This is a genomic window from Parasphingorhabdus marina DSM 22363 (assembly GCF_900128895.1).
GTDB lineage: Bacteria > Pseudomonadota > Alphaproteobacteria > Sphingomonadales > Sphingomonadaceae > Parasphingorhabdus > Parasphingorhabdus marina.
The window spans coordinates 1,449,765-1,473,987 of record NZ_FSQW01000002.1 but is presented as its reverse complement, the minus strand read 5'-3'; the positions used below and the strand labels follow the sequence as shown (position 1 = coordinate 1,473,987).

The window sequence follows — 24,223 nt, the reverse complement described above, 5'->3', positions numbered from 1 at the left end:
CATCTTCCGTTTTTTCCCATTCCCTCACTGTCGACAGGAAAGCTTCGATGATCAAACAAAGCGCTTTGACAATGGCCACGGTTCTGGGATTGATGCTCGGCGCATCGGCACAGGCGCAGGATGATCCTGGCGGCCCGGGCAGCAACCCCAATCCGGTCCCGCCATCTCCGGCCGAGCAATATGCGGTCAGCGAAGGCGGTGTCGACATGCGCACCGGCCAGTACACCTATTCCAGCACCGACCTGTTAATCGGTGGCAGCGGTGGTCTCAGCCTGACCCGGAACAATGGTGAAAACGACTGGAAATGGTCGAAACCCATGGGCCAGTTCTCTCACAACTGGCACATCTATGCGACCTACGCGCCGATCAAGAATGGCGGTGCCAATTTCGCAGTCATCGGGGGCGGCCGCGGATTTGCGCTCAGCACGGGTGCCAACTCGAACAATTTTGTCGCCTATTCGAACACCCAGCGTGCTTCAATCCGCGGCGTGCCGACCGGTTCAAACCCGCTGGATCGCTATCTCGTCTATACGGCATCCGATGGCACCAAAATCACTTTTCGGGAGGAAGGCGCCAATCCGGACGGGCCGCGCGTACTTTTGTCCAATTCCTCGCAAATCGGAACCGGCTATTATGCGTCCAAGGTCGAGGAGCCTGACGGTACGACCTACACGCTGAGCTATGACGAACCGACCAGCTCCAGTCCGGCCTATTTGCGCCGGGTCACCAGCAATCACGGCTATGCGCTGATTTTTCAGCAGACCACCGTTGCGGGCTATAAATATGTCAGCAAGGCCTGCGTGATCAATCTCGCGGTCCAAAGCGCGCCGTCCAACAATATCTGCCCAGCCGGTGTCCCCACGGCCAGTTATGCCTATGGATCAAATGGCAGGATGACGTCGTTTACCGATCCATTGCAGCAGGTCCACAACTATACTTCCACATATAGCGCCACAGCCTGGGCTGCCGCCCTGGCGAACTGGCCCAGCAGCAATTACACCTGGACCGAAACCTATAAAATGCCGGGTCAGTCGACGCCTTATCTGACCAACACTCTGCTGCGTCACCCCTTTTATGAATATACGCAAAGCCAGACTTTCGCGGACGGCCGGACGTACAGCTACGCCTGGAACATCACCGAACACAATGAGTCCACGATGGAAGTGGCGGGCGGAACCTGGACGCGGAATGATGGCGCGACAGCCACGGTGCGCTTTCAGGAAATGAAGCGCCCTGGTTGGGAAGAAGGCGATTCCTATTCGATTTCCGCAGGCCCCAACAAGATCATCGATCCCTTGGGCAGAGAAGTCCTGGGCGACTATTGCCTTCCCATAACAACCAGCGGGCAGCCTCCGTTCCCGCCACGAACCGGGTGCGCCACAGTGCCGGTCCGCTACTGGAAATATCCGGAAGGCAATATCGCCGAGTTCACATATGATCTCTATGGCAATGCATTGGAGACCCGTCAGAAGGCCAAGCCGGGATCTTCTTTGGCGGATATTGTCACGACAGCATCTTATAACTGCGCGACCGAATTGCTGTGCAAGAAGCCGCAATCAACGACGGACGCGAACGGCAACACGACCAATTATACCTATAGCAGCACAACCGGTCAGCCGCTGACGGTCACCGCTCCGGCGGTCAATGGTGTTCGGCCTCAGACGCGCTATACCTATACATTGCGCTATGCGCGGGACGTCAACGGCACCGCACTGCAGCCACCGATTTCGCTGCTGACGTCGGAGGAGTATTGCAAGACGACCGCGGCATCCGGCAGCGGCTGCGCGGGCGCCGCCGCTGATGAAGTGGTCACGACCTATGACTATGGGCCGACCACCGGTGCCAACAACCTGCAATTGCGCGGTGTCGTCGTCGACAGCGGCGGGCTCAACCTGCGCACCTGTTACCAATATGACGATCTGGGAAGGTGGATAGCCGAGACCCAGCCGGAAGGCACGGGGAGTAGCTGCCCATGAGACAGTCTCTGAACCGCAAAATCGCACTTGCCCTGACCGCCACGGTCATTGGAACCAGCCTCGCTGCCTCTGCGGCCCAGGCGCAGACATCTCCTTCGGATCACACCAGCGCCACCCGCTATGACATATTGGGACGGGTGGTTGGCACCATTGCTCCGGATCCGGATGGCAGCGGTACGCTCAAATATCTGGCCACCCGGACCACCTATGATGCACGCGGCAATGTCATCAAGGTGGAGAGCGGCGAACTGGCCAGCTGGCAGTCCGAAGCGGTGGCCCCGGCGAACTGGAGCGGCTTCACCATCCATCGCACCGCACATAGTGCCTATGACGGATCCAACCGGAAGACCAAAGACTGGGTGGCTGGCAGCGACAATGTCACGGTCAGCCTGACCCAGTACAGCTATGACAATGTCGGCCGGCTGGAGTGCACCGCCGTGCGGATGAATCCGGCAACATATACTGGTCTCCCGGCCAGCGCCTGTACCCACGCCACCGAAGGGCCGGACGGCAAGGACCGGATCACCAAAACCGTCTATGATGTGGCGGGTCAGGTGCTGCAGGTCCGCCGTGCATTCGGCGTTCAGAACGTGGAACAAGCCGAGGTCACCTATAGCTATACCCAGAACGGCAACAAGGAATATGTGATTGATGCCAATGGCAACCGGGCCAAGCTCACCTATGATGGACATGATAGGCAACGTTACTGGAGTTTTCCGAGCAAGACACGGCCATCAAGCTTCAATGACACTACGCAGGCGACAGCTCTCGCTACCGCTGGCAATGTCGATTTCAGCGATTTTGAAGAATATGGGTATGACGCGAATGGCAACCGCACGTCTTTGAGAAAGCGCGACGGCTTTACAATAGCCTATCAATATGATGCGCTGAACCGGATGACGGTAAAAGATCTCCCTTATCGGGCGGATCTTCCCTATGAACACCGCAAAGATGTGTATTACACATATGATCTGCGCGGGCTCCAGTTGTCCGCAACTTACATCAGCACCGCAGGCGAAGGATTGCGCTCTACTTACGATGATGCCGGTCGGCAATTGACTGCGAGCATGTACGTAAACAGCGTGTCGAAAACACTCTCATACCAATACGACAAGAACGGCAATCGTACCCGGATCACTCATCCGGACGGGCAATATTTTACCTACAGCTATGATGGGCTCAATCGATCTTATGATATCTATGAGGGGAGCGCCATCTGGGCCAACCGGCGGGCCGCCAACCGATATAATGATCGCGGCCAGCTCTGGTACAATCACCGTCTGACGGGTCTCCAGGACGCCTATTATTATGACCCTGTTGGTCGGCTGTCTTCCCTGGACATCCAGGCACAGGGAACGGCCGAAGACAATATCTTCGGCTTCTCCTACACCCCTGCCTCCCAGATCAGGTCGCGCACGACCAGCAACGATCTCTATGCCAACACCGCGCATTATGATGTCGACCGCAACTACACCACCAATGGCCTCAATCAGTACAGCGCCGCCGGTCCGGCGAGCTTCACCTATGATGCCAATGGCAATCTGACTTCGGACGGCAGCACGACCTTCACCTATGATGTCGAGAATCGCCTGATCTCCGCCAGTGGCGCGAAAACCGCGACGCTGACCTATGATCCGCTGGGGCGGCTCTATGAAGTGTCCTCGCCCTCCGGCACCACGCGCTTTCTTTATGACGGTGACGCCCTGGTCGCGGAATACAACACCGCCGGTGCGATCACAGCCCGCTATGTCCATGGCAATGGCGTCGATAATCCATTGCTCTGGTATGACGGCAGCACGGTCAGCAGCACCACGCGCCGCCACCTGTTTGCCAACTGGCAGGGCAGCATCAGCGCGATCACGGATGCCAATGGCAATGCGATCGCGGTCAACGCCTATGACGCCTATGGCATAGCCAATGACACCAATATCGGCCGGTTCCAGTATACCGGCCAGATCGCGATCCCCGAGATCGGCATCTACCACTACAAGGCCCGCGCCTACTCGCCGACGCTGGGCCGGTTCCTGCAGACCGATCCGATCGGGTATGAGGATCAGTATAATTTGTACGCATATGTTGGGAATGATCCGGTTGGGAATGTTGATCCATTCGGTATGTATGGCTGTAATTCTGCTGCTACTAGGATTTGTCAGAAACCCCAAGAATCTGCTATCAGGCAGCTGGAAACAAGTCTTGAAAATGTGAGTTCCCTAAGGGACGCACTGGAAAACGGTGATGAATTGACTGAAGAACAGCAACAGATCCAGGACAGAGTGGGCGAGTTTCTCGGTGAAGGATTTGGCGAGTCAGCAGACAACCTGACCGGTCTGATTGACACGGGAAATCGTGCTCTGGCCGTATTGAGAAGCGATATTCCTGTTGTTCAACGAGCTCAGCCTAAGGCACATCAAGACAGAAGAGCAGTGGCAGCCGGATCTAAAGGCACCGAAGGAAGTGTTCCAAAAAATCGGCATTTAGTCATCTATCCTGCATTTTCCAAAATACACCCTCCAGCGCAAGCTAGAACACTGATTCACGAAGCATTGCACCATGTGCCTTATCAGACCATCAACGATGGGCCCCGGAGTAATACTTACGGGCGTCGGAGTGCCCAAAAATTGGCCAGTCGCAACCCTGCGGCGGCATTGAAATCGGCAACAAATCTGGCTTTTGCGTTAGGCTTGGGGGTCGAATGAGACTGATAACTTGCAGCAAAGCCATGTTGTCATTCGGCTTAGTATTGATTGTTGTCTGTTGTGTTCCGCCTTCGGAACCGGTTTCTGTCGAGCATTCTGGTGATGTCACATACAAAGTTGGTTATGATTTTGTAGAACAATTCAATCAGATAGACGTCGAAATAATGCCTCCATCAAGTTCCTACATTTGCATCGAAGACGTGGTGGTTGAATCTTTGGCAGAAGATGAATTTGTGAACAAGGGTCATCCCGGCGTCACCGACCTGCACGGCATTAACATAAATGAACACATCAAGGTGATTTCCGACAAAGGATCTCGCATCTACATTTCTGCAAGCAGATATGGTGGCCAGACAATTGAAATCCCATATCATTTTTGTGATGAACTTTTTGAAACTTCAGACAAAAAGAAAGAACCTCGAATTTTGACCGTCGAAATCGGTCGCGGCCCTTAGTTTCATCTTTTTTAGAATAGCACCGCAACTACACCACCAACGGTCTCAATCAGTACAGCGCCGCCGGCCCCGCGAGCTTCACCTATGACGCCAATGGCAATCTGACCTCGGACGGCAGCACAACCTTCACCTATGATGTCGAAAACCGCCTGATCTCGGCTTCGGGCGCGAAGACCGCGACGCTGACCTATGATCCGCTGGGGCGGCTGTACGAGGTCTCCTCGCCCGCGGGCGCCACGCGCTTTCTCCATGACGGCGATGTCTCTTCGCCTGCAATCACCCCCCGGATGATTGCGTCTCATCGAGGTGGCGGAGTACAATACCGCCGGCACGATCACCGCGCGCTATGTCCAAAAGGCGTGCTCGTGGTCGCGCTGTAGTTTTTCCTAATACGGTCCCTGATTCGCCGCTCATCTGATTGATAGATCGTTCGATTACTTGCTTTATACGCACCCCGGGGACAAATAGATCCAAAATGGGGTTATCTTTTTCTTCGTTTTTCTGACGAGATTTGCCAATTAAAAGTCGCAGATTTCCTGCTGCTCGGTAGTCGGGATGCCGGTGACCTCTCTTTGACAGTTCAGGTCAAAGTGCCCGATTGTCAGGCTGCATGCGTTGACACTAATCCATCTCCTCAGCACTCATATGCATGTCGGCATTTGGTCATTGCCAATTCATGGCTTCGACCCTGACGGATGAACTGGAGGGCTGCATGAGGGTTTTTCTCGCGCTGGTTTTGATCTGTTTCGCAACACTTGGCGGGGCAGCCCAAGCTGGCACTGCCGGAGGGAAAATCGTTCATGTCGGCACCACAAGCAACAATGTACTCCTCTTCCGCATTGCAGGAGGAGTCGACACCAATCGGCCGGCCTGCGCCGTTACGCTGCGCTATGCGGTTGACAAGGACAGCGTTCACGCGCCGGTGATTCTGACGGCTTTTGCCACGGGCAAGGAGCTGGGCACCGTGGCCGGAACAGGCAATTGCACCTTTATGTCTAACTCCGAAGACCTGCAGTTTATCGAGGTTTGTCCACTGAATGGATGTTCATGATGGTCAAGCACAAACATTCCGACATTACCATTGTCGAGCCAAAAGGACCGCGGGCCCGGCTGTTGAAGCTCTTTGGCCTTGTGATCATGGCGGGCTTCGGCTCGACAACGGCATTGGCAGGTGGAGCTCTCTATCCCGCGCAAGTGATCACAAATGTGTCTTTTCAGGAAGAAGGCCTGCTTTTCTTTGCCGACAATTGGCCAAATCCCAATAACTGCGACAGCACGGCCGGGGTGATGCTTCTCAAGACAGACCCCAATTGTGACAAGGCTTATGCACTGATCCTGACCGCCTTCACTGCCGGCATGACGGTTCAGGGCTATTCTGACGGCTGCGCTTTGCATGATGGCCAGAGCTACAACACGATCAGGGGCTTCAAATATCTGGTGGTAAACAAATGACGGGCGGCGCCGAAAGCGGCCTTCCGAATGTTACGCAATCAAATCGCCGACCGGGCACCACTGGAGCGTCGCGTTCCATTTCCCGGCCCAGGTTATCGCACTGCAAAGGAGAATTTGACTTGAAGAACAGAGCAACAAAGCCACTTCTTTTCATCACCTTAGCGTGCTTCGCTCTGGCTGGCGTCCCGGCCCAGGCGACAGAAGTCTGGTCGGATGATCGACAGATCACGCTTCTGTATCCGGTGCCGAATGGCCTGACGATGTATATTGACGGAGCCGATCTGCGCCCGACGGGCACAACAACGCCGTGCCCCGGCAACCGGATGCACATTCCGTCTTCGGCTCCCAATTATGAAGTCATGGCCAGCGCCTTCATGCTTGCCTTTGGTTCTTCATTCAACATTCGCGTGGTTTACGAGACAGACACTCTCTCGGATTGCGACATTCGTATCATTCGGGGGTGGGTTTCCAAACCATGAGTGATCCCACGTTCGGCAACCGGAGTTCTGCCATGAAGCCTTTCTGCAAATATTCTCTCGCTGCCCTCCTGCCAGCAAGTCTGCTTCTGGCCAGCGGTCCCGCACTTTCCCAGGCGACGACAACCTATGAGTATGACGCTTTGGGGCGATTGACCGGCACAAGCACAACCGGTGGCACCAATGACGGACTTGCGACGGACTATGAATATGATCCTGCTGGCAACCGCAGCCGGGTTGTGGTCACCGGAAGCAGCAACGACCCTCCGGGCACGACGAAGATAATCGTGCTCCCGATCAACGGGTTCCTGGTCATACCGGTTTCAAACTGACCCTGACGATCGGACAAGATGAGGGTGGAAATTGAAGAAATTTATCGAACTTTTTGCAGCGTCATTGTTACTGGCTCTACCTTCACATGCAAATGCCGCCGCATGGTGTCAGGGCTATATCAACGACATTCTAACTTATGACAATGGCGATGTCGGCATATGGAGTACGTGGCGGACTGGTTGGACTACCATTTGCAATGTGAAGACCGAGTGGAAAGGAATTGCGCCTGAAGCCTGCTTCGTCTGGTTTTCGACCGCAAGTGCTTCCATCGTGGAGAACAAAGCAACCGTCATGTACTATCGAACGATAGATCAAGCGGAATGTGCAACAATGCCGCTGGCGACTTCTGCACCCGCCCCAGGATACCTCCGGATGTCCAAATGAGCGGTTTGTTCAAGACCTTTGTCACCGCAACCGCAATCGCAACGGGCTCGGCCGCCAGCGCCGCCGGCGGATGGACCGACGAAGCTGTCCCCGCAAGGGTGGAAATCGTTCGCGACCAAGGAATCCTCATTTTTGGGGATTTCGGTAATCCTGGACCGAACCCCTGTGCATCCGGAAATGCCGTCTGGGTCCCAAAGTCACACAGCGAATATACCGAGGTGCTGTCGAGCGCACTGGCGGCAGTTGCAGGTCAGCTGAAACTGAAATTCTATGTGCACTATTGCGCAACGGTGGGCTGGCACGGGTCCGATTACAACCAGTACTCCGCCGCCGGCGCCATGTTCATTTCACGATAGAACGGGAGAAGCAGAAATGGAATCTGTCTGGAAATATGTGTTGACGCTTCTCGGTGCCGTTGTCTTGTCTGGTACCGCTCACGCACAGACCTTCACCTGCGCGGTTTCCAACAATATTCCCTACTGTCAGTATACCGGAAAACTCGACAGGGTTTACATCAACATCGACAAATGGATGCTGTTTTACTTCGAGCAATCGGTGGATATCGCTTTGCCAGCATCTGCCGGATTTACGGGAATATCCAGAGGTGACGCCGGTGCATTCGCGGTGTCTGCCGATCCCGAATTTGCAGAATATTTCTACTCCACTGCGCTCACCGCTTTTGCGGGTGAAAAAACCGTCACGATCCAGATGCGCGGCAATGTGGGCGGCTACATGAAAGTCGACAGAATCTGGGTGACCCGATGAGGAAGGGAGAAAGTTGATGAAACTGCAGATGCCGATCAAATCCGCCTGGAAGGCGTTGCTGGGAATGATAGCGCTCGTCGCACTACCGGGTGTCGCCAATGCCCAGAGTTTCTCTTGCGCCGGTTCCGGGGCCGGAGCTTATTGCCAGTACACCGGCAAAGTGGCGCGCGCCTACATCAATGACGGCAATCTGATACTGATGTACTTTGAGCAGCCCATCAATACCAATTTGCCGGCCGCGGTGGGAATTACCGGGATTACGCAAGCAGCAGCCGGTGCCTATTACACGCCCAACAATCCGGAATTTGCGGAATATCTCTACTCCACAATTGTCACCGCTCTGGCTGCCGACAAGACCGTCTCCCTTCAATTCAAGGCTGCTCAGTCAGGGTATCTGAGAATCAACAAGATCTGGCTATATTCCTGATGGCGGCGGGCAGGAAAATTCTGGCACCGGACCGGAAGACAAGGGTTCGAAGAGGCACACCCCGATCGCGGATGATGGCCATTGTCACTGCCTGTTGCTGTGTCGTGTCCACCTCCGCAAATGCCGCCGCAGTGGACTGCGCCGGGACGCTGAGCGGGGTCTATACGACCAAAGCCGGCAATGTCCTCGTCCTGAGTTCCTGGCGCGGCGCCTGGACGCAGGTCTGCAATCTCAACAGCGAATGGAAAGGCGTGCCAGCCCAGACCTGCTGGGGCTGGTTCGCGAAAATCAATACCGCCGTGGCCCAGGTTCTCGAGGTCCGCTTTCATTTTCCCGACGGTACCAGCGCCGCCTGTGACCAGTATCTTACCTGGGAAAATGCGCCGTCCCCGGAATATGTGATGCTGCTGGATCCGTGAGAAAAGTCATTCTGAATTGACAGATAATCGTAACCCACAATCAAATTTTCAGGACAGAATATGAAATCTGCACAACTCGCGAAACTCGCTCTGATAGCTACCAGCATGATGCTGACCCAACCGGCCCTGGCGCAGTTCAAATCATTTGGTGAAAGTTTCGCGGTTCCGCATTTTGAATCGATTGATGAAAATGGTGTCAACTGGACTTCGGGTTATCTTCGTGTGCAGTCGCCTGTGATTACTAAAGGCAGGGACGAGGCCCAGCGCCGGCTGGGACTGTCCTGGGTTGGGCGTTCATGGGTTCGGACGGATACACCAACCATCTGGAAAAAGAATGGCAAGTTTACCGTCAATTACAACGGCTATTCCGACGAATTCAACGGCCCGAGCAACTTCACCCAGCGGAAGCCGGTAAATGGTGCCAGCCTCGGTTGCAGCTATGAAACCCCCAGCAATCATACCTCCCTTTGTGTTTACAAAAGCCGTGATGGCGACATTGTTCTTTTCCGAGGGATCCCGTCTTCACTCACGCCGGTGCCGAACAACATTGGGGAGTCCTGGTACGAGCACGGAAATCTTGCGATAACTTCAGTAGAAGTGATTTCCGCGGACAGAGGAAACCGCAGGCACGGTGATTTCGGGCCCTACGCATTTGCTGTCGGGCGGACAGATTATTACAAACGGGATTTCATTCTCAGATTTGTTTACCAGTTCAACCCAAGCTCTACGCTTTTTTCTTCGGAATTGAAAATCACCACGCCCAACCATGACAATGATGATGAAGAACATTATTTGCGCCCGAAAAACACGACCCAGACCATAACCGACTACAATGGAAATGTCTGGAAATATACTTTCAACAGCGATCGTGAAATGACAAAAATCGACGCGCCCGGTACCGCAGCGGACGTCACATTTACCTACACCGGGCAGCATCGGGTACGTACAGTCACGACTGTCGATGGTGTTTGGGATTACAGCTATTCCGACAATAGCACGTTCCGGACGATCACCCGTACGGACCCTGAAGGCAATGTAACCATCGTCAAGTATCACAAGGACGGCGGATATGTGGTCCGGCATACAGACCCGCTGAATCGGGTCACCAATTACGAATATACGGATGATCGACTTACTAAAATTACCTACCCCGAGTTAAACTATGTCACGTTCGCTTATGATTCGCGCGGGAATTTGACTCAAAAAACGACTTATGGAAAGCCAGGGGCAGGGGCGCCGGTGCTGACCGAAACGGCCACCTATCCGGCAACCTGTGACTCGACACCGACCTGTAACCGTCCAATTTCGGTCACCGATGCCAACGGGAATGTGACCAATTTCACGTACAAGACGCCCGGAACCGTGCAGGCATCCCTGCTTTACGGGCCGGTCAACATGCCATTCGGGACCAACAAGCCAGAAACTGTTACCTTGCCAGCCCCGACAAATGGGGCTGTAAGGCCACAAATCAGAAATTCTTACGTTGGCGGGGCACTGGTTGAGTCTTCCATCTGTAAAACGCAATCTTCATGCGCAGGCACCGCAGACGAAGTGAAGACAGTTTATGATTACGGGACAACCCATCAGGATCAACGCCTGCTTTACGGAGAAGCGGTAACTTCCAACGGGCAAACACTACGCACCTGTTACAGTTATGATTTCTTGGGTCGACGTACTTCAGTCACAACCCCGCGTGCCGGACTGGCCAGTTGCCCCACCAGCACTAATCTCGGCAGTACTTCTGGCACATTTTCTCCCGCATTCTCAAGGGCTGCGCTAGCTCCAACCTATCCAACCAGCTCCGGTACTGGCGGCGGAACCGGTGGCGGCGGCACTGGTGGTGGCGATCCTCCTGACCCGTGCATCAATCAGCCCGTTAGCTGCCAGTAATCATCATGTTCGTTGCTCGCAATAACACGCGCTCGACCGCGGTAACTGAAGGAACCCGAAAAATGGATTTCAAAAAACAGCTCCTGGTCGGTTTGGGCCTGATCATCGCGTTCTTGCAGTTGACTGCCGTTGCGCAAGCAAACCCGCCGACCGCTCACACGTCGAGAGCGTATCATGACGTCTATGGCCGGGTCGTGGCTACAATCGCCCCGGATCCCGATGGCTCTGGTCCATTGGGTTTTCCCGCCACCAGAACAAGTTATGATCCGGTCGGTCTCGCACTGAAAGTCGAGACAGGCGAGCTGTCGGTCTGGTCGGACTGGACCACCTTCACCATTTTTGTCACCGAGCATCATGCCTATGACACGATGAACCGCCGGGTGAAAAGCTGGCAGGTCGGTGACGACGGGCAAACCATATCCATGGTGCAGCACAATACCGACCGTGCCGGAAGGGCGGCTTGTACGGCCATCCGCATGGACACGGCGCGCTTTGCCAGCCCGGAAGCCAATCCCTGCAATCAGGATACAACCGGCAGCTCCATTCCGGATCGCATTAGCCGGAATTTCTATGATGCAAAAGGGCAGGTCATAGAGATGCGAAAAGGCATCGGCACAACACTGGAGCAGGCCGAAGCCACCTATACTTATACCAATAATGGCCAGCAATCTTCGGTAACCGATGCCAATGGGAATCGCGCGACCTACACCTATGACGGACATGACCGGCTGATACGCTGGAATTTCCCGCACAAGACCAGCACCGGTGCCACTTCGACGACTGATTTTGAGGCCTATACCTACGACAATAACGGCAACCGGAAAACGCTCAGAAAACGTGATGGTCAGGTCATCACCTATACTTATGACAAATTGAACAGGGTCACCAAAAAGGATATTCCGGGCAGTACCACGCTCGATGTCTTCTATGGTTATGACAATCGCGATCTTCAGACCTATGCCCGCTTTGCCTCGACCGCGGGGTCCGGGATAACCACGGCCTATGACGGCTTCGGCCGCCTGATCAGTGCGACCAACAACATGTTCGGAACCGCGCGAACGCTGACCTATCAATATGACGCCAATGGCAATCGCACCCGTGTGACCCATCCCGATGGCCAGTATTTTTCCTATGCATATGACAATCTCGACCGGCCGACCACGATCAAGGAAAATGGTGGCACGGTGCTGAGCACCAACCGGTACAATGCACAAAGCCAGCCGGATCTGATGACCCGCATCGGTGCATCCACCAGCCTGGCCTATGACAAGGCCATCCGGCTGAGCCAGATGAGCCATGGTCTCGGCGGAACCAGTGGTGACGTCGATTTCGGGTTTTCCTATAATCCGGCGAGCCAGATCAAGACCCGCACGATCAACAATGACGTCTACGCCGCCACGACACATTATGACGTGGATCGCGGATATACGGTCAACGGTCTTAACCAGTACACGGCCACCAATACCGGGGCGACATATGGCTATGACAATAATGGCAATCTGACCAGCTATGTAACCAGTGGTGGTCAGGTCAATTACAGCTTTGATGTCGAAAACCGCCTGATCGGCGCGACGGGCGACCGGACTGCCAACCTGGTTTACGATCCCCTGGGCCGCTTGTGGGAAACCAATGAAGGCGGTTCAACCAACACCACGCGTTTCCTTTATGACGGCGATGCGCTGGTCGCGGAATATGACGGTCTCGGCAATTTGCTTCAGCGCTATGTCCACGGCCCGGGCGTGGATCAGCCAGTCGCCTGGTATGATGGCGGCACCGTCAATGCGGCCAACCGGCGCCAGCTCTTCCCGAACTGGCAGGGCAGCGTCACCGCAATCGCCGACGGCAGCGGCAACATGGTGCAGGTCAATGGCTATGACGAATATGGCATTCCCAATGCGACGAATCTCGGCCGCTTCCAGTACACCGGCCAGATTCTCCTGCCGGAACTGGATATCTACCACTACAAGGCCCGCGCCTATTCGCCGACACTGGGGAGATTCCTGCAGACCGATCCGATCGGGTATGAGGACCAGTATAATCTGTACGCCTATGTCGGGAATGATCCGATAGGGAAGATCGATCCGAGTGGGGAGAGATCCACAGTTTCGGGTGGTCGAGTTTACATTGATCCCGAGAGAACAGGGGTGCCGAAAGTCAATCTGCCAAATCGAATGGGTGCTCGTGGAATTACTTCACGTTCAGGGGACTTTCATATCTACGACCATAGCACCCCGACGAATGCGCGTAACCTAACACGAATGGGAGATTCATTGGCTAAAGTGCCAACGCCTGGGCCAGGAAACTCGCCAGCATCAGGAAAAGGGGCTCGAAACAACGCCGGCTGGATTCCGACAGCGGGATCGACCAACATGGTCAGGTCATTTAGAGTGCCAAGTAGAGATCCAGCAAACCGAACCGATACGATCGTAAATTATACCATTGCAGGTGAGCATGATCTCAATGAAGGATTCGTAATGCGATGGGGGGAGAGAGGAAAAGATGGTAGAATTACGATCCAAACCTATGGCGAAGGCGACTCTTGGAGACAAATGATGATCCCAATTTATCATGATATCTGGGATGCTCAAGTTGGTCGCGTGTGGGGAGATGTAGATAACAGAGTGATAAGAGAGTACGCCAGATGATGCGGTCTTGGCTGCGAATAGCGGTTTCATTTCTAATACTCTGCGCCAGTTTTCTGCTGTTTGAAGTTCAAAATGTTTGGCCATTTAACGAGCATATCGTATCTAACCTGCGAATTGCGTTCACTTTCTTCACCATAGCTGCTTTTGTTTGCGTGATTGCAAAAAAGGGTGGCTTGGCCTTTGCGTGCCTGATGGCCGGTTTTGTGAGCACGTCGCTTTTTTCCAATGCAGAAATCTCATTTTATTTTGTTTTGCTAGCGATTATCCTCGCGTTGTCTCTTTGGCTAGTTAGCGGATTTAAGAGTGCCTGAAGTTTTTGCGTATGCAAAGTATTGCAGACCAGATTGAATCGCCGTCTCGAGGACGTAGATAATGACGCGTTCTTCTTGTAAGAATTCGAAGAACGTTAGATGGGAATATGATCAGCTTGGACGATTTGGCGAATTGTTAAGGATTTTAGCACGAATAGCTCCAACTGTTTCAATTTGCGCTGAGTAGGACTGTCAACCCAGTTGAATGGAAGGCAGACGCATCGAATCTTCCCCATCACCAACCCCCGAAAACCGCTGCCCGACCACAGCATTGCGCACAAAGAACTTCACTTGCGGTGAGGCGCTCCCTCCAACAATCTGGCTCGCAGTGATGCGGCCGTCCTCGCCGATGGTGACGGTGAGTTCGACGCTGCCCTTGGCGCGTGGAAGGCGCTGGCGCAGGCTGGCGACCCAGGTTTCGAATGCGTCTGCGTCCGCCTGGCTGTCTTTGCCAAAACCGAAATAGCCGGCAATGCGTCCGGCGAGCGTGGGTTTGGGTGCCGGCTTTTGGGCTTCTGCCATTTCCGGGCGGCGATTGGGGGCGGCGCCGGCATAGGGATCGTAGACGCCTCCGCCGCTCGGCTCGCCATTCGCTTTTGAGGCATCGGCGATTGCTGACGGCGCGGGCGCGATGACAGGTCGCGGAACGGTCATGCGCGATCGCGACCATTCGGGTGGCAATTCCGTTTGCCTGCTGAGTTCGATTTCGGTCAGCGGCGTGGTGGCTGCACTGGCCTGTGCATTGCTGTCGGGATTTTCCTGGATAGCCGGGTCATCCGGAACCGGCGCTGACAACTCGATCATTGTGATTTCCGGATTGTCGGCCCCGGTCGCACCACCTTCTCCGGTCGGCGGCTGATAAATCAGACCGCTCAGCAGAAAATACAAAAAGCCGCCATGCAGTGTCAGGGCAAGCGCGCCGCTGGACAGTTTCCGGAGGTTTTTTCGATGCGGCCAGCGAGCGGGAAGGGCGGGCAGAAAGCTGCTGTCGATCACCGGCAAAAATTGCCGTTCAACCTGCCACTCATCTACCGTCCGAAAGGCCATTTTCTCCCCTCATTTCGCGGTCCGGAAACCACCTTAGTTGCGGGTCCCGATCATGCAAGGCTCTTATACCACAAAAATCAACGAAAATGGCTGTTTTCTGTCGCATTTCGATTGCAAAATCCGGCGTTTTCCGACACAATTTTTGTCTTGCAGGGGAGTGATTTGCCGAGTCTTTCTGACCATCTTCTGGAGCATGAACTGATTGCTCTTCCGGAGCTCGAAAAATCGACCCGGATTGCCAGCGAAACCGGCCTGCGCCTGCCTTGGGTTTTGTCGCAAATGGGACTGGTCAACGACGATGATCTGCTCGCGGCCTTGCACGAGGTCAGCGGATGTCCGATAGCTGCTCCGGGACTGCTCGACAGTCGACCCGAACCACTCGACGGGATCTCTCCTCATTATCTTCGCAAGCACAGGGTAGTGCCGCTGGTCACCGAAAAGGAGGCTCATGTTCTGGTCGGAGATCTCGAGGATGATGGCGTCATCGACGCCCTGCAATTTGCGCTGGGCCGTCCGGTCGAGGCCCGACTGGCCCGGCTCGGTGATATTGAAGATCGCCTGAATCAGTATCTGGAGTCCGGGGATGACGCTGTGCCGATGCCGGGTGAGGCGGGTCTGGATGACGAGCTGGAGCGGCTCCGGGACGGCATCAGCGAAGCGCCCGTCATTCGCCAGGTCCATGAAATACTAACCAATGCGGTTAAAAGGAAGGCGTCGGACGTCCATATTGAACCTATGGCGCGCCATCTGTCGGTCCGCTATCGCATCGATGGGCGGCTCAGCGAAGTGGAGCGCCACCCGGCTGGCATAGCCGAACCGATCGCCTCGCGGATCAAGGTGATGGCGGGTCTCGACATTTCCGAAAGCCGCCTGCCGCAGGATGGCCGGATCAAACTCACGGTGCGCGGCGAGGATATAGATATCCGCGTATCCACCTCTCCCATCGCCAACGGCGAGAGCATTGTCATGCGGCTGCTCGGCCGTGCCAGCCTGCCACTGGAGTTGGATGCGCTGGGGCTGCCTGCCGTGGCGCTGGAAAAATTGCAGTTTGCGCTGCAAAAGCCTCACGGGATCATCCTGCTGACCGGTCCCACGGGAAGCGGCAAGACCACGACACTGTATGCAGCGATGAATGCGCTGCGAGGTCCGGAGGTCAAAATCCTTACGGTCGAGGATCCGGTGGAGGTCATGCTGGAAGGTATCAACCAGGTCCAGGTGCATCCCGAAATCGGTCTCAGCTATGCCAGCAGCTTGCGGTCTTTCCTGCGCCAGGATCCGGACATCATCATGATTGGCGAGATCCGGGACGGAGAAACCGCAGAGATCGCCCACCGGGCAGCACTGACTGGCCATCTGGTGCTTTCCACACTGCACACCAATAGCGCGCTGGGGGCCTATACGCGGCTTAACGATATCGGGGTGGAGCCGTTTCTGGTCGCGTCCACGGTCATCGCCACCATCGCCCAGCGGCTGGTGCGCAGCTTGTGCGACGAGTGCAAAACTCCCATCGTGCCGGATGCGGCTGCGACCGAAATGTTCCGGCAGTCAAATGTGGACTTGCCGGAGGAGATCTTTGAAGCGACAGGGTGCAGCAACTGTCACAACAGTGGCTATGCCGGCCGCCGGCCGCTGATCGAGATTGTGGCAGTTGACGATCAACTGAGGGAGAAAATCCGCAACGGGGATGCCGAAGACTATCCGCTTGAACCGTCGGAAACCCTGCTTGGACATGGTCTGACGCTGGTCGGGGAAGGACATACCAGCCTCGATGAAGTGCAGCGAGTGGTGAGCTTCTCATGACCGATTATCGTTGCCTCACGGTTGACGCTGCCGGAAAGAAACAGTGGCGCAAAATTGCAGCCGCCAGCGAACATGATTGCGTGGAGTTGATGCTTGCGGACGGCCTGACACCATTGCAGGTTACTTCGGGTTCCATGACACTTGCGGAGCGATTAAACCAGCCTGTGCAGTTTTCGTTCGGGCCTGGACTTGGTGAGCAAGCCTTGATGCTCAATCAGTTAGCGCTGCTTGTGCGATCCGGTCTGCCAGTGGACCGCTCGCTTGATCTGCTCCGGGATCAGGCTCCCAAAGCACGTCAAAAGCATATGCTGCACGCGATCCTGGACAAGGTCAAACAGGGGGAGGGCCTCGCGCGGGCGCTGGAAGTGGCCAGGATATTCCCGGGCTATGTTGTCGGTGTGGTTCGCTCTGCAGAACGCAGCGGCAAATTGGGCGAAGCTCTCACCTCTGTTGCTGCGCGCATGACAAAGGCGACCGAGACCAGACGAAAGCTGGCGACAGCGCTGACCTATCCAGCAGCTGTATTGATCGCGACGATCGCCGCGCTGGTCATTGTGCTGACCAGTGTAGTACCGCAATTTGAACCGGTATTTGCCGGCAATGAAGACCGGCTTCCGGGCATTACACTGCTGGTGTTATCCTTTTCTGCCTTTGTTCGCAGCTATGGACTGTTTTTACTGGGTGGCATGCTGCTTGTGGTGACTTTTTTCTGGATCCTATTAAGGTCTGAAGAAGGCGAGCAGCTTATGTCCCGGCTGGCACATTATCTGCCTGGCATCAAACTGCGCGACCAATATCTGGCGGGGCAATTTACCGGTTTGCTCGCAACGCTCATTGCCAATGGGCTGACTGTGGTCAAAGCCTTGCCGCTTGCAAAAAACACGCTCTCGAGCCGCCGCTGGAAGTCAGATCTTGAAGATGTGGAGCGGCAGATACGAGAAGGAATCCGGCTCTCCTATGCCCTAGCGTCCACGTCTGTTTTCCCGGAAACCGCCAGTCGTCTCATTGAAGTCGGCGAGCGAACAGGAAAACTGGGAGAAACGTGCGCCCATGCTTCGGAAATCATGAGCCAGGCGGCCTCGGCCCGGATCGAGCGGATTGTGTCACTGGTGAACCCGATTGCGATCATATTGCTGGGCGGGCTTGTGGCGATGCTGGTGGCGGGCGTAATGCTCGGAATATTTGCCTTGGGAGATATTGCAGGATGAGTTTGAAGCCACCACAAGAACAAAATGCCGCATGGGATCCGCCGAAGCGCAATGGCTTTACCCTCATGGAAATGCTGGTTGTCCTGGTTGTGATAGGACTGATCGCGGCAGTGGCCATACCTCAAATCACCAATCTTCTGGGCAGTGCAAAAACCAAGGCGGCCAAAGTGCAGCTGGATACGCTCTCGGCAAGCCTGCGCCACTATGAACTGGACACCGGGGCCTTTCCGACCAGCGAGCAGGGAATTGAGGTCTTGTGGTCCATGACAGACCCGGATCCCGCCTGGAACGGTCCTTATGTGCGGCAGGAACGGCAGCTCAAGGATCCCTGGGGCTTTGATTTTGTCTACCGCTCACCGGCTGAGGATGCGCCCTATGAGCTTGTGACGCTCGGTGCGGACAACAAGGAGGGAGGCACTGGCGATGACGCGGATCTCAAAGCTATCCCGTAAGCAATCGAAAGCGTGCTCCAACGGCTTTACGCTCGTCGAAATGCTGGTCGTGCTGGCGATCATGTCGCTGGCGGCGGTGCTTTTCATCGGCGGCGTCAATCAGTCCGGCACCATTGCGCGTATGGAAGTGACCGAACTTGAAAGATCAATCACATCGGCACGGCAATCGGCCATCAGGTCTGGCGAAACCCGGAGGCTGGAACTGGTACCCAACGGATTTAAGCTGCGCGGCGCTTTGGCTGGTGAGGACAATCTTCTTTTTTATGCTGATGGATCATCAAATGGCGGCAAAATATATCGGGACGAACAACTGGTCGCCCAAGTGCGCTGGATCGACGGGAGGCTCATGAGATGAGCTCGACTACCCCCCCTTTCAAAACCGGCGAGCGTGGGTTCACGCTGGTGGAAGTGTTGGTGGCTTTGGTGGCCACGGCCTTTCTTGTGGCGATATTGCTGGATGGCTCGGTCTCTGCAGCCGCGCGGCAGCAGGACAATGCGCTGGCGCAACAAGCGCTGAGTGTTGCCCAGTCCAGAATTGACGATCTGCGCGATATCTCTGGCGCACCTGCCCAGCGAAATGGGGAAGAAGACGGCGTGCGCTGGACCTTGCAGGAAAGGGAAATTGCGCGTGACCGGCGTGGTGCCTTTATCCTGGTGGAAGCGAGAATATCGGCCGGTTCAGAAGACAAACCTCAGCTCATAACCTTTCAAAAGCGCTATGTACGAAGCCTGATAGTCCGATGACCCGGAACGGCTTTACTCTTGTTGAAACGCTGGTTTCGATTGTTGCAGGGGGGCTTTTGCTCGGCGCGATCACTATGGTCATCGCCGGACTGGGTGATGATTTGCGTGAAAGCGAAGCTTTTGGCGGCAACCAGACCCAACAGGCAAGGCCAATTTTGGAAAGCGCACTTGCAGGTGCGCGTTTCGCAGATGAGAATTTTACGCCTCTGCCTCGCTCTGAGAACAGCCTGAGCTTTCGGATGATTGCGCCTGCAGCCTTGCAAAGTCAGGGATATGTTCAGGCGTCCTTGCAAATCTCGAACCGCGCCGGGGCCAAAGCACTTTTGCTGCAATCCATATCCAACACCTTCCCGGCGGTTGAAATTCTGTCGGGGCAAAAAGACATTGGTATTGAATATGTCGAGGTACCGGAAAACGATGGAGAATTTATCGGCACCGTCGTGATTTCCTATCACGGACAAGCCGGGGGCAGCGCCAATCAGATAAAAATCCATCCCAAAATCAATGGGCGCGGGGCTTGCGTTTTTGATGTCATTTCACAGCGGTGCCGTTCATGAATGCGCCCACGCAAAATCTGAGTCAAAGAGCAGGTGCATTCTGGCATTGGTGGAGTGACGAGCTGCGCGAGTTATTACCGGCGAGCCTCAAAAACCAGCCTACTGAGCGAGACCGGTTTGATATTTTTGCAGGCGATGAAGAAACAGTCATAGAATATGTCCATAATGGTGCCGGCGAGAAAATGGTGGAAGCCAAGCGCCTGGAATCTTTGGAGCAAGACAGCTGGGATCAGATTGTTGCGCTTGCCGATCAGTATCCCCCCAGACTGTTTCTGCAAGGACGTGACTATCTCGCCATTCCGGTAAAGCTTCCCAAAGCGAGCTTTGCTGACATTCGATCCGCTTTGCAGTTGCAGCTCGCAAATCTGGTGCCGCTCAAACCGGAATATGTCGACTGGGACTTTGCCGCGCTGGAGCGTGATGACAAACATGTTTTTGTGAGCCTGATTGTCGCAAAATCTGCGCGGCTTGATGAGATAGAAACTCTCTTTGCGGAAAAAAGCCTGATGCCGCCGACATTCTGTGTGGAGCATCAAGGCCGGATCGCGGTTCTGAGACGACCCCTGCTGTTGTCGAGCAAGCCGGCAGATCAAAACAAAAAAGCATTTGCGCTTGCAGCTGCTGGCCTGCTGGCCTGCACACCCCTGGTCACCTGGGCGGGCGCAGAAATCCTTCTGAGCCGGGAAGAAACGCGCATTGCAGAACTTGAAAGCGTTCTGGAGCCGCGTTTGGCGCAGGAAAAACAGATTTTGGCTGAAGAGATGGTGCGGCGAGCCGCCGCGCCTTTGCTCAAAATGCCAAGTGCCAGCAATCGGCTGGAAGCACTGGCCGCCAATCTGCCGGACACGGACTGGACGAGTTCCGTAACTCAGGACGGGCAGGGGAGAATGCAATTTCTGGCGGATATGGAAGATCGCGAAAGGGCTGAGGTCGGGCTCAGCCGGTCCAAAATTTTTGAGAACCTCGAACCGATTGAAGAACTGGATGCCGAAAACACACGCGACCGCGTGCGCTATGAGGTGGGACGATGAGTGTTGCCAGCATCAATCAATTCTCACCGGTGACACGGAAAACCCTGGCAGTTGGATTGCTCGTCCTTTCTCTGTTGCTCATTTGGAATGTCATCTTGTCCCCGCTATTCGCCAGTATTGGCGCAAGCCTGACTGAGCTGGATGATGCGCGGTTTCAACGGGAGCGACTGGAAAGACTGGAAGCACGGCCAGCCCCGGTAGCTGCGGAAGTGCTGCCAGCCGAAATCGTGTTCCGCGTTGATGATCCGGAAACTGCAGTCAGCCAGTTTGATGGTTATTTTGCCAATCTCGCAAGCGGAGCGGGCCTGCAGATTCTAAGCACTGAACCGCGCGTCGGGAAAACCGGCAGCAAGCTGCTGCAAATCGATTTTGCGGTTCAAGGCCGTGAAGAAAAGGTGATGCGTTTCATCAATTTGGCCGAAAAAACCATGCCGATCATTCGTTTCAAGGACTGGACAATTCAAGCGGTCGATCCGGCCAGCGGAGAGGTGCAGTTTTCAGGTCAGGCTCTCGCCGGGTGGGCAAAACCATGATGGAGCGTGTGAAACCGGAATGGATTTGGCTGGGTCTGGCCTTTGTGATCATTTGCGTTGTGCCGTGGTTTTTGTTGTCAGCAGACGATGATGATGTTGAAAAGCTCGAACCGGTTCTGACCACGCAGGTGCAGATGCAGGACATAGCTGTTGTCGACATGCTTCTCACAAAACCGCTCTTCAACTCGGGTCGCAAGGTGATCGTGCCGGGTCTGCCGGACACGGAAGCACCGGCCGATGGCGCACAGGGCCAATCTCAAATGACCCCCGCCCCTACATTAGTAGGGCTTGTCTCCAAGAGACGGGGTAAGGCTGTTGCGATTATCAAAACCCACGATGGCGAAACCAAGACCCTGGCAAGGGGACAGTCAAGTGATGGCTGGAAGCTGGTGTCGGTAAGGAAAAACGCCGCTGTTTTTGCCAATGCCGGTGAAAACAAAACGATCGGGCTGAACTATTCGAACAAGGCTGTAGGCGGCCCAGGAGTTGGCGATGCCATCCCGGCTAGCGAACCGGAACCTGGTATCGATATCGGAGAAAATGAGTGATTTTTTTGTGTTTCAAAACCGGCATATCCCGGCTGACTGTGAAGTGGCTTGCGGTTTTGCTGCTGGCCTCAATGCCTGCCATATTGATGGCGCAGGATTCCAAAAACACCCGTATCCAGTATGATGAAGTAAACGGATATTCGCTTGCCTTTGTCGAAGCAGATGTGAAGCGCGTAGTAGATGCGGTAATGGGCTCCATGCTGGGTGCCAGTTACACCATTGATCCGGACGTTTCGGGCAATATTACGCTGCGTACGGTGAAGCCGGTGACAGAAGATTCGCTCATTCCACTTCTGGAACAAGCGCTAGCCAGTATAGATGCGGTGATTGTGAAACGCGGTGACGGGTACCGGGTCATCGACCGCGCCAAGGCCCGTGCGCTCGCGCCAATTACGAGCTCCCGCATTGCTTCTGCAGGCAACACAGCTCCAGCTTCGGGAAATGCTGTGCCAAGGCGATTTGTTCCATCCGCGCCCGGCTTTGCCACCGAGGTGGTAACCCTGGAATTTGGCAGTGCTGCTGAAATCGCAAAACTCATCCAGGGCTTTTTGGGGGACAATATCGCAGAGCCTTCGCGCGACGGCTTCAACAACCTGCTCATCACGGGCAATGCAGAAGAACGCGATGCGGCCAAAAAACTGATTGGCCGATTTGATGTCGATAATCTTTCCAACATGAATTTTGAGATTTACCGGCTGGAAAATGTCGATGCTGACACATTGGTGGGGGAACTGGATGAGATTTTTGCGCCTCCCTACGACATCATCGGCTCGCGCGTGCGGCTGGTACCCTTGCCAAGATTGCGTTCGGTGTTGGGGATTTCCGCAAACCGGGCTGATTTGTCGAGAATAGAGCCCTGGATAAGGCGGCTGGATGCCGGCGGTTCGGGAAAGCGCAAGCTTTACAGCTATGCAGTGCAGAACGGCCGAGCTGCTGATATTGCCTCATCATTGCAGCTGGTATTGGGAAATGGCGAACAAACGGTTCCGCAAAGCAATGGCCCGGCTCGGATCGACGTGTCCGGAGGTGCGACGCAAGATGATGGAAACGAGAGCAGCCCGGCCGCTACACCGAGCAATTCCGGATTTTTTCCAAGCGCTTCGGCCGGCCTTTCCAGCGGTTTGAGGATTGTTCCGAACGCCCAGAACAACAGCCTGCTGATTTATGCGAATGGAGAAGAATATGGGTTTATCCGTGATGCGCTCGAAAAACTGGATCAGCCGGTTGCCCAGGTTCTGATCGAGGCGACACTTGCTGAGGTCACATTGTCGGATGACTTGCGCTTTGGTCTGGATTTTTCGATTTTTCGTTCCGGTTCTAATGGCACAAACACAATTACGAGCAGCGGAAACGAAAGCGGGACGCCTGCATCCAGCTTCCCGGGTTTTTCGGTATCCGTCATCGGCTCCACGGCGTCTGCTGTTCTCAACACCTTGCAATCCAAAACCGATGTACGCGTCCTGTCAGCTCCCAAAATCCTCACGCTCAACAATGAACCGGCAACGTTGCAGGTTGGTGATCAGGTGCCAATTGTTACTCAGCAATCACAAGGTGTGGTGTCGCCAGGCGCGCCTTTGGTCAATAATATTGAACTGAGGGATACCGGCGTGATCTTGCAAGTGACCCCGCGGGTGAATGACAGCGGGACGATCATTCTCGATATCTCGCAGGAGGTCAGCGATGTTGCCGAAACCACCACGTCGGGTATCAATTCTCCCACAATCCAGCAACGCCGGCTGGCGAGTACGGTGGCTACACGGTCCGGGGAGATGATTGCGCTTGGCGGGCTTATTCGCAATCGGCAGACCAAAATTAAATCGGGTATCCCTCTGCTTAGCCAGATACCGCTTATCGGAGGCTTGTTTGGCCGGGACATAGACACAGGGGCGCGCACAGAATTGATTATATTGATCACTCCAACGGTTATACGTTCACCGGAAGAAACCCAGAATATCGTCAACGCCCTGATTGACGGTCTGGATCTCACCAGGCCGCTTGTTGATCAAGCCATCGAAGGACAGGTGGGTGGACGTCAGCCCTGAAACCAGACCTCACCAATTGAGGCTTTCCTCAA

25 protein-coding genes are annotated in these 24,223 nt (G+C 55.0%); 24 read left to right on the top strand and 1 reads right to left on the bottom strand.

Features of this window, described 5'->3' with window-relative positions; all coding sequences use genetic code 11:
• The first annotated feature begins 47 nt into the window (after positions 1–47).
• The 14 genes from BUQ90_RS16855 to BUQ90_RS16785 all read left to right on the top strand — a co-directional run bounded on the left by BUQ90_RS16855 (position 48) and on the right by BUQ90_RS16785 (position 13,918).
• On the top strand, positions 48–1,976 hold the full coding sequence (locus tag BUQ90_RS16855) for a hypothetical protein (protein ID WP_074206242.1): 1,929 nt from the start codon (positions 48–50) through the stop codon (positions 1,974–1,976).
• Positions 1,973–4,672, top strand: coding sequence for an RHS repeat protein (locus tag BUQ90_RS16850; protein ID WP_074206241.1), 2,700 nt, complete (start codon positions 1,973–1,975; stop codon positions 4,670–4,672). The genes BUQ90_RS16855 and BUQ90_RS16850 overlap by 4 nt, the downstream gene beginning before the upstream one ends.
• A complete protein-coding gene (locus tag BUQ90_RS16845) occupies positions 4,669–5,127 on the top strand; it encodes a hypothetical protein (RefSeq protein ID WP_143182906.1) in 459 nt (152 codons plus the stop codon). The genes BUQ90_RS16850 and BUQ90_RS16845 overlap by 4 nt, the downstream gene beginning before the upstream one ends.
• Positions 5,128–5,839: 712 nt before the next feature.
• On the top strand, positions 5,840–6,178 hold the full coding sequence (locus BUQ90_RS16835) for a hypothetical protein (RefSeq protein WP_159437131.1): 339 nt from the start codon (positions 5,840–5,842) through the stop codon (positions 6,176–6,178).
• On the top strand, positions 6,178–6,579 hold the full coding sequence (locus tag BUQ90_RS16830) for a hypothetical protein (RefSeq protein WP_159437130.1): 402 nt from the start codon (positions 6,178–6,180) through the stop codon (positions 6,577–6,579). The genes BUQ90_RS16835 and BUQ90_RS16830 overlap by 1 nt, the downstream gene beginning before the upstream one ends.
• A gap of 119 nt (positions 6,580–6,698) precedes the next feature.
• Positions 6,699–7,058 carry a hypothetical protein gene (locus tag BUQ90_RS16825; RefSeq protein ID WP_074206236.1) on the top strand — a complete coding sequence of 120 codons (360 nt, stop codon included), beginning with the start codon at positions 6,699–6,701 and terminating at the stop codon, positions 7,056–7,058.
• A 32-nt stretch (positions 7,059–7,090) separates the two neighbouring features.
• Complete coding sequence (locus BUQ90_RS16820; RefSeq protein ID WP_159437129.1) at positions 7,091–7,387, top strand: hypothetical protein; 297 nt, start codon at positions 7,091–7,093, stop codon at positions 7,385–7,387.
• A gap of 31 nt (positions 7,388–7,418) precedes the next feature.
• Positions 7,419–7,772, top strand: coding sequence for a hypothetical protein (locus BUQ90_RS16815; protein ID WP_074206234.1), 354 nt, complete (start codon positions 7,419–7,421; stop codon positions 7,770–7,772).
• Positions 7,769–8,128: a hypothetical protein gene (locus tag BUQ90_RS16810; protein ID WP_074206233.1), complete on the top strand. Its 360-nt coding sequence runs from the start codon at positions 7,769–7,771 to the stop codon at positions 8,126–8,128. Before BUQ90_RS16815 ends, BUQ90_RS16810 begins: the two co-directional genes overlap by 4 nt.
• Before the next feature lie 16 nt (positions 8,129–8,144).
• Positions 8,145–8,537, top strand: a complete 393-nt coding sequence (locus tag BUQ90_RS16805; protein ID WP_074206232.1) for a hypothetical protein — start codon at positions 8,145–8,147, stop codon at positions 8,535–8,537.
• A gap of 16 nt (positions 8,538–8,553) precedes the next feature.
• On the top strand, positions 8,554–8,964 hold the full coding sequence (locus BUQ90_RS16800; RefSeq protein ID WP_084192765.1) for a hypothetical protein: 411 nt from the start codon (positions 8,554–8,556) through the stop codon (positions 8,962–8,964).
• Complete coding sequence (locus BUQ90_RS16795) at positions 8,964–9,383, top strand: hypothetical protein (protein ID WP_143182904.1); 420 nt, start codon at positions 8,964–8,966, stop codon at positions 9,381–9,383. The genes BUQ90_RS16800 and BUQ90_RS16795 overlap by 1 nt, the downstream gene beginning before the upstream one ends.
• Positions 9,384–9,443: 60 nt before the next feature.
• On the top strand, positions 9,444–11,273 hold the full coding sequence (locus BUQ90_RS16790; protein ID WP_074206230.1) for an RHS repeat domain-containing protein: 1,830 nt from the start codon (positions 9,444–9,446) through the stop codon (positions 11,271–11,273).
• A gap of 62 nt (positions 11,274–11,335) precedes the next feature.
• Positions 11,336–13,918: an RHS repeat-associated core domain-containing protein gene (locus BUQ90_RS16785; protein ID WP_074206229.1), complete on the top strand. Its 2,583-nt coding sequence runs from the start codon at positions 11,336–11,338 to the stop codon at positions 13,916–13,918.
• Positions 13,919–14,421: 503 nt separating this feature from the next.
• Here the strand turns inward: BUQ90_RS16785 and BUQ90_RS16775 are convergent.
• Positions 14,422–15,276, bottom strand: coding sequence for a hypothetical protein (locus BUQ90_RS16775; RefSeq protein WP_074206227.1), 855 nt, complete (start codon positions 15,274–15,276; stop codon positions 14,422–14,424).
• A gap of 162 nt (positions 15,277–15,438) precedes the next feature.
• Here BUQ90_RS16775 and BUQ90_RS16770 point away from each other — a divergent pair, with 162 nt between their 5' ends.
• The 10 genes from BUQ90_RS16770 (at position 15,439) to gspD (ending at position 24,191) form a co-directional block, all read left to right on the top strand.
• Complete coding sequence (locus BUQ90_RS16770) at positions 15,439–17,076, top strand: GspE/PulE family protein (RefSeq protein ID WP_074206523.1); 1,638 nt, start codon at positions 15,439–15,441, stop codon at positions 17,074–17,076.
• Complete coding sequence (locus tag BUQ90_RS16765; protein WP_074206226.1) at positions 17,073–18,284, top strand: type II secretion system F family protein; 1,212 nt, start codon at positions 17,073–17,075, stop codon at positions 18,282–18,284. Before BUQ90_RS16770 ends, BUQ90_RS16765 begins: the two co-directional genes overlap by 4 nt.
• Positions 18,281–18,736, top strand: a complete 456-nt coding sequence (gene gspG / locus BUQ90_RS16760) for a type II secretion system major pseudopilin GspG (RefSeq protein WP_074206225.1) — start codon at positions 18,281–18,283, stop codon at positions 18,734–18,736. The genes BUQ90_RS16765 and gspG overlap by 4 nt, the downstream gene beginning before the upstream one ends.
• Positions 18,708–19,091 (top strand): pilus assembly FimT family protein, encoded by a 384-nt coding sequence (locus BUQ90_RS16755; RefSeq protein ID WP_084192761.1) that lies wholly within the window; start codon positions 18,708–18,710, stop codon positions 19,089–19,091. The genes gspG and BUQ90_RS16755 overlap by 29 nt, the downstream gene beginning before the upstream one ends.
• Positions 19,088–19,480, top strand: a complete 393-nt coding sequence (locus tag BUQ90_RS16750; protein WP_074206223.1) for a type II secretion system protein — start codon at positions 19,088–19,090, stop codon at positions 19,478–19,480. Before BUQ90_RS16755 ends, BUQ90_RS16750 begins: the two co-directional genes overlap by 4 nt.
• Entirely contained in the window at positions 19,477–20,037 is a 561-nt protein-coding gene (locus tag BUQ90_RS16745; protein WP_074206222.1) for a type II secretion system protein, read from the top strand. Before BUQ90_RS16750 ends, BUQ90_RS16745 begins: the two co-directional genes overlap by 4 nt.
• Positions 20,034–21,068, top strand: coding sequence for a hypothetical protein (locus BUQ90_RS16740; protein ID WP_074206221.1), 1,035 nt, complete (start codon positions 20,034–20,036; stop codon positions 21,066–21,068). Before BUQ90_RS16745 ends, BUQ90_RS16740 begins: the two co-directional genes overlap by 4 nt.
• A gap of 95 nt (positions 21,069–21,163) precedes the next feature.
• Positions 21,164–21,601, top strand: coding sequence for a hypothetical protein (locus BUQ90_RS16735; protein ID WP_143182902.1), 438 nt, complete (start codon positions 21,164–21,166; stop codon positions 21,599–21,601).
• Positions 21,598–22,149, top strand: coding sequence for a hypothetical protein (locus BUQ90_RS16730; RefSeq protein WP_143182901.1), 552 nt, complete (start codon positions 21,598–21,600; stop codon positions 22,147–22,149). The genes BUQ90_RS16735 and BUQ90_RS16730 overlap by 4 nt, the downstream gene beginning before the upstream one ends.
• Entirely contained in the window at positions 22,146–24,191 is a 2,046-nt protein-coding gene (gene gspD / locus BUQ90_RS16725; protein ID WP_074206218.1) for a type II secretion system secretin GspD, read from the top strand. Before BUQ90_RS16730 ends, gspD begins: the two co-directional genes overlap by 4 nt.
• Positions 24,192–24,223 lie beyond the last annotated feature (32 nt).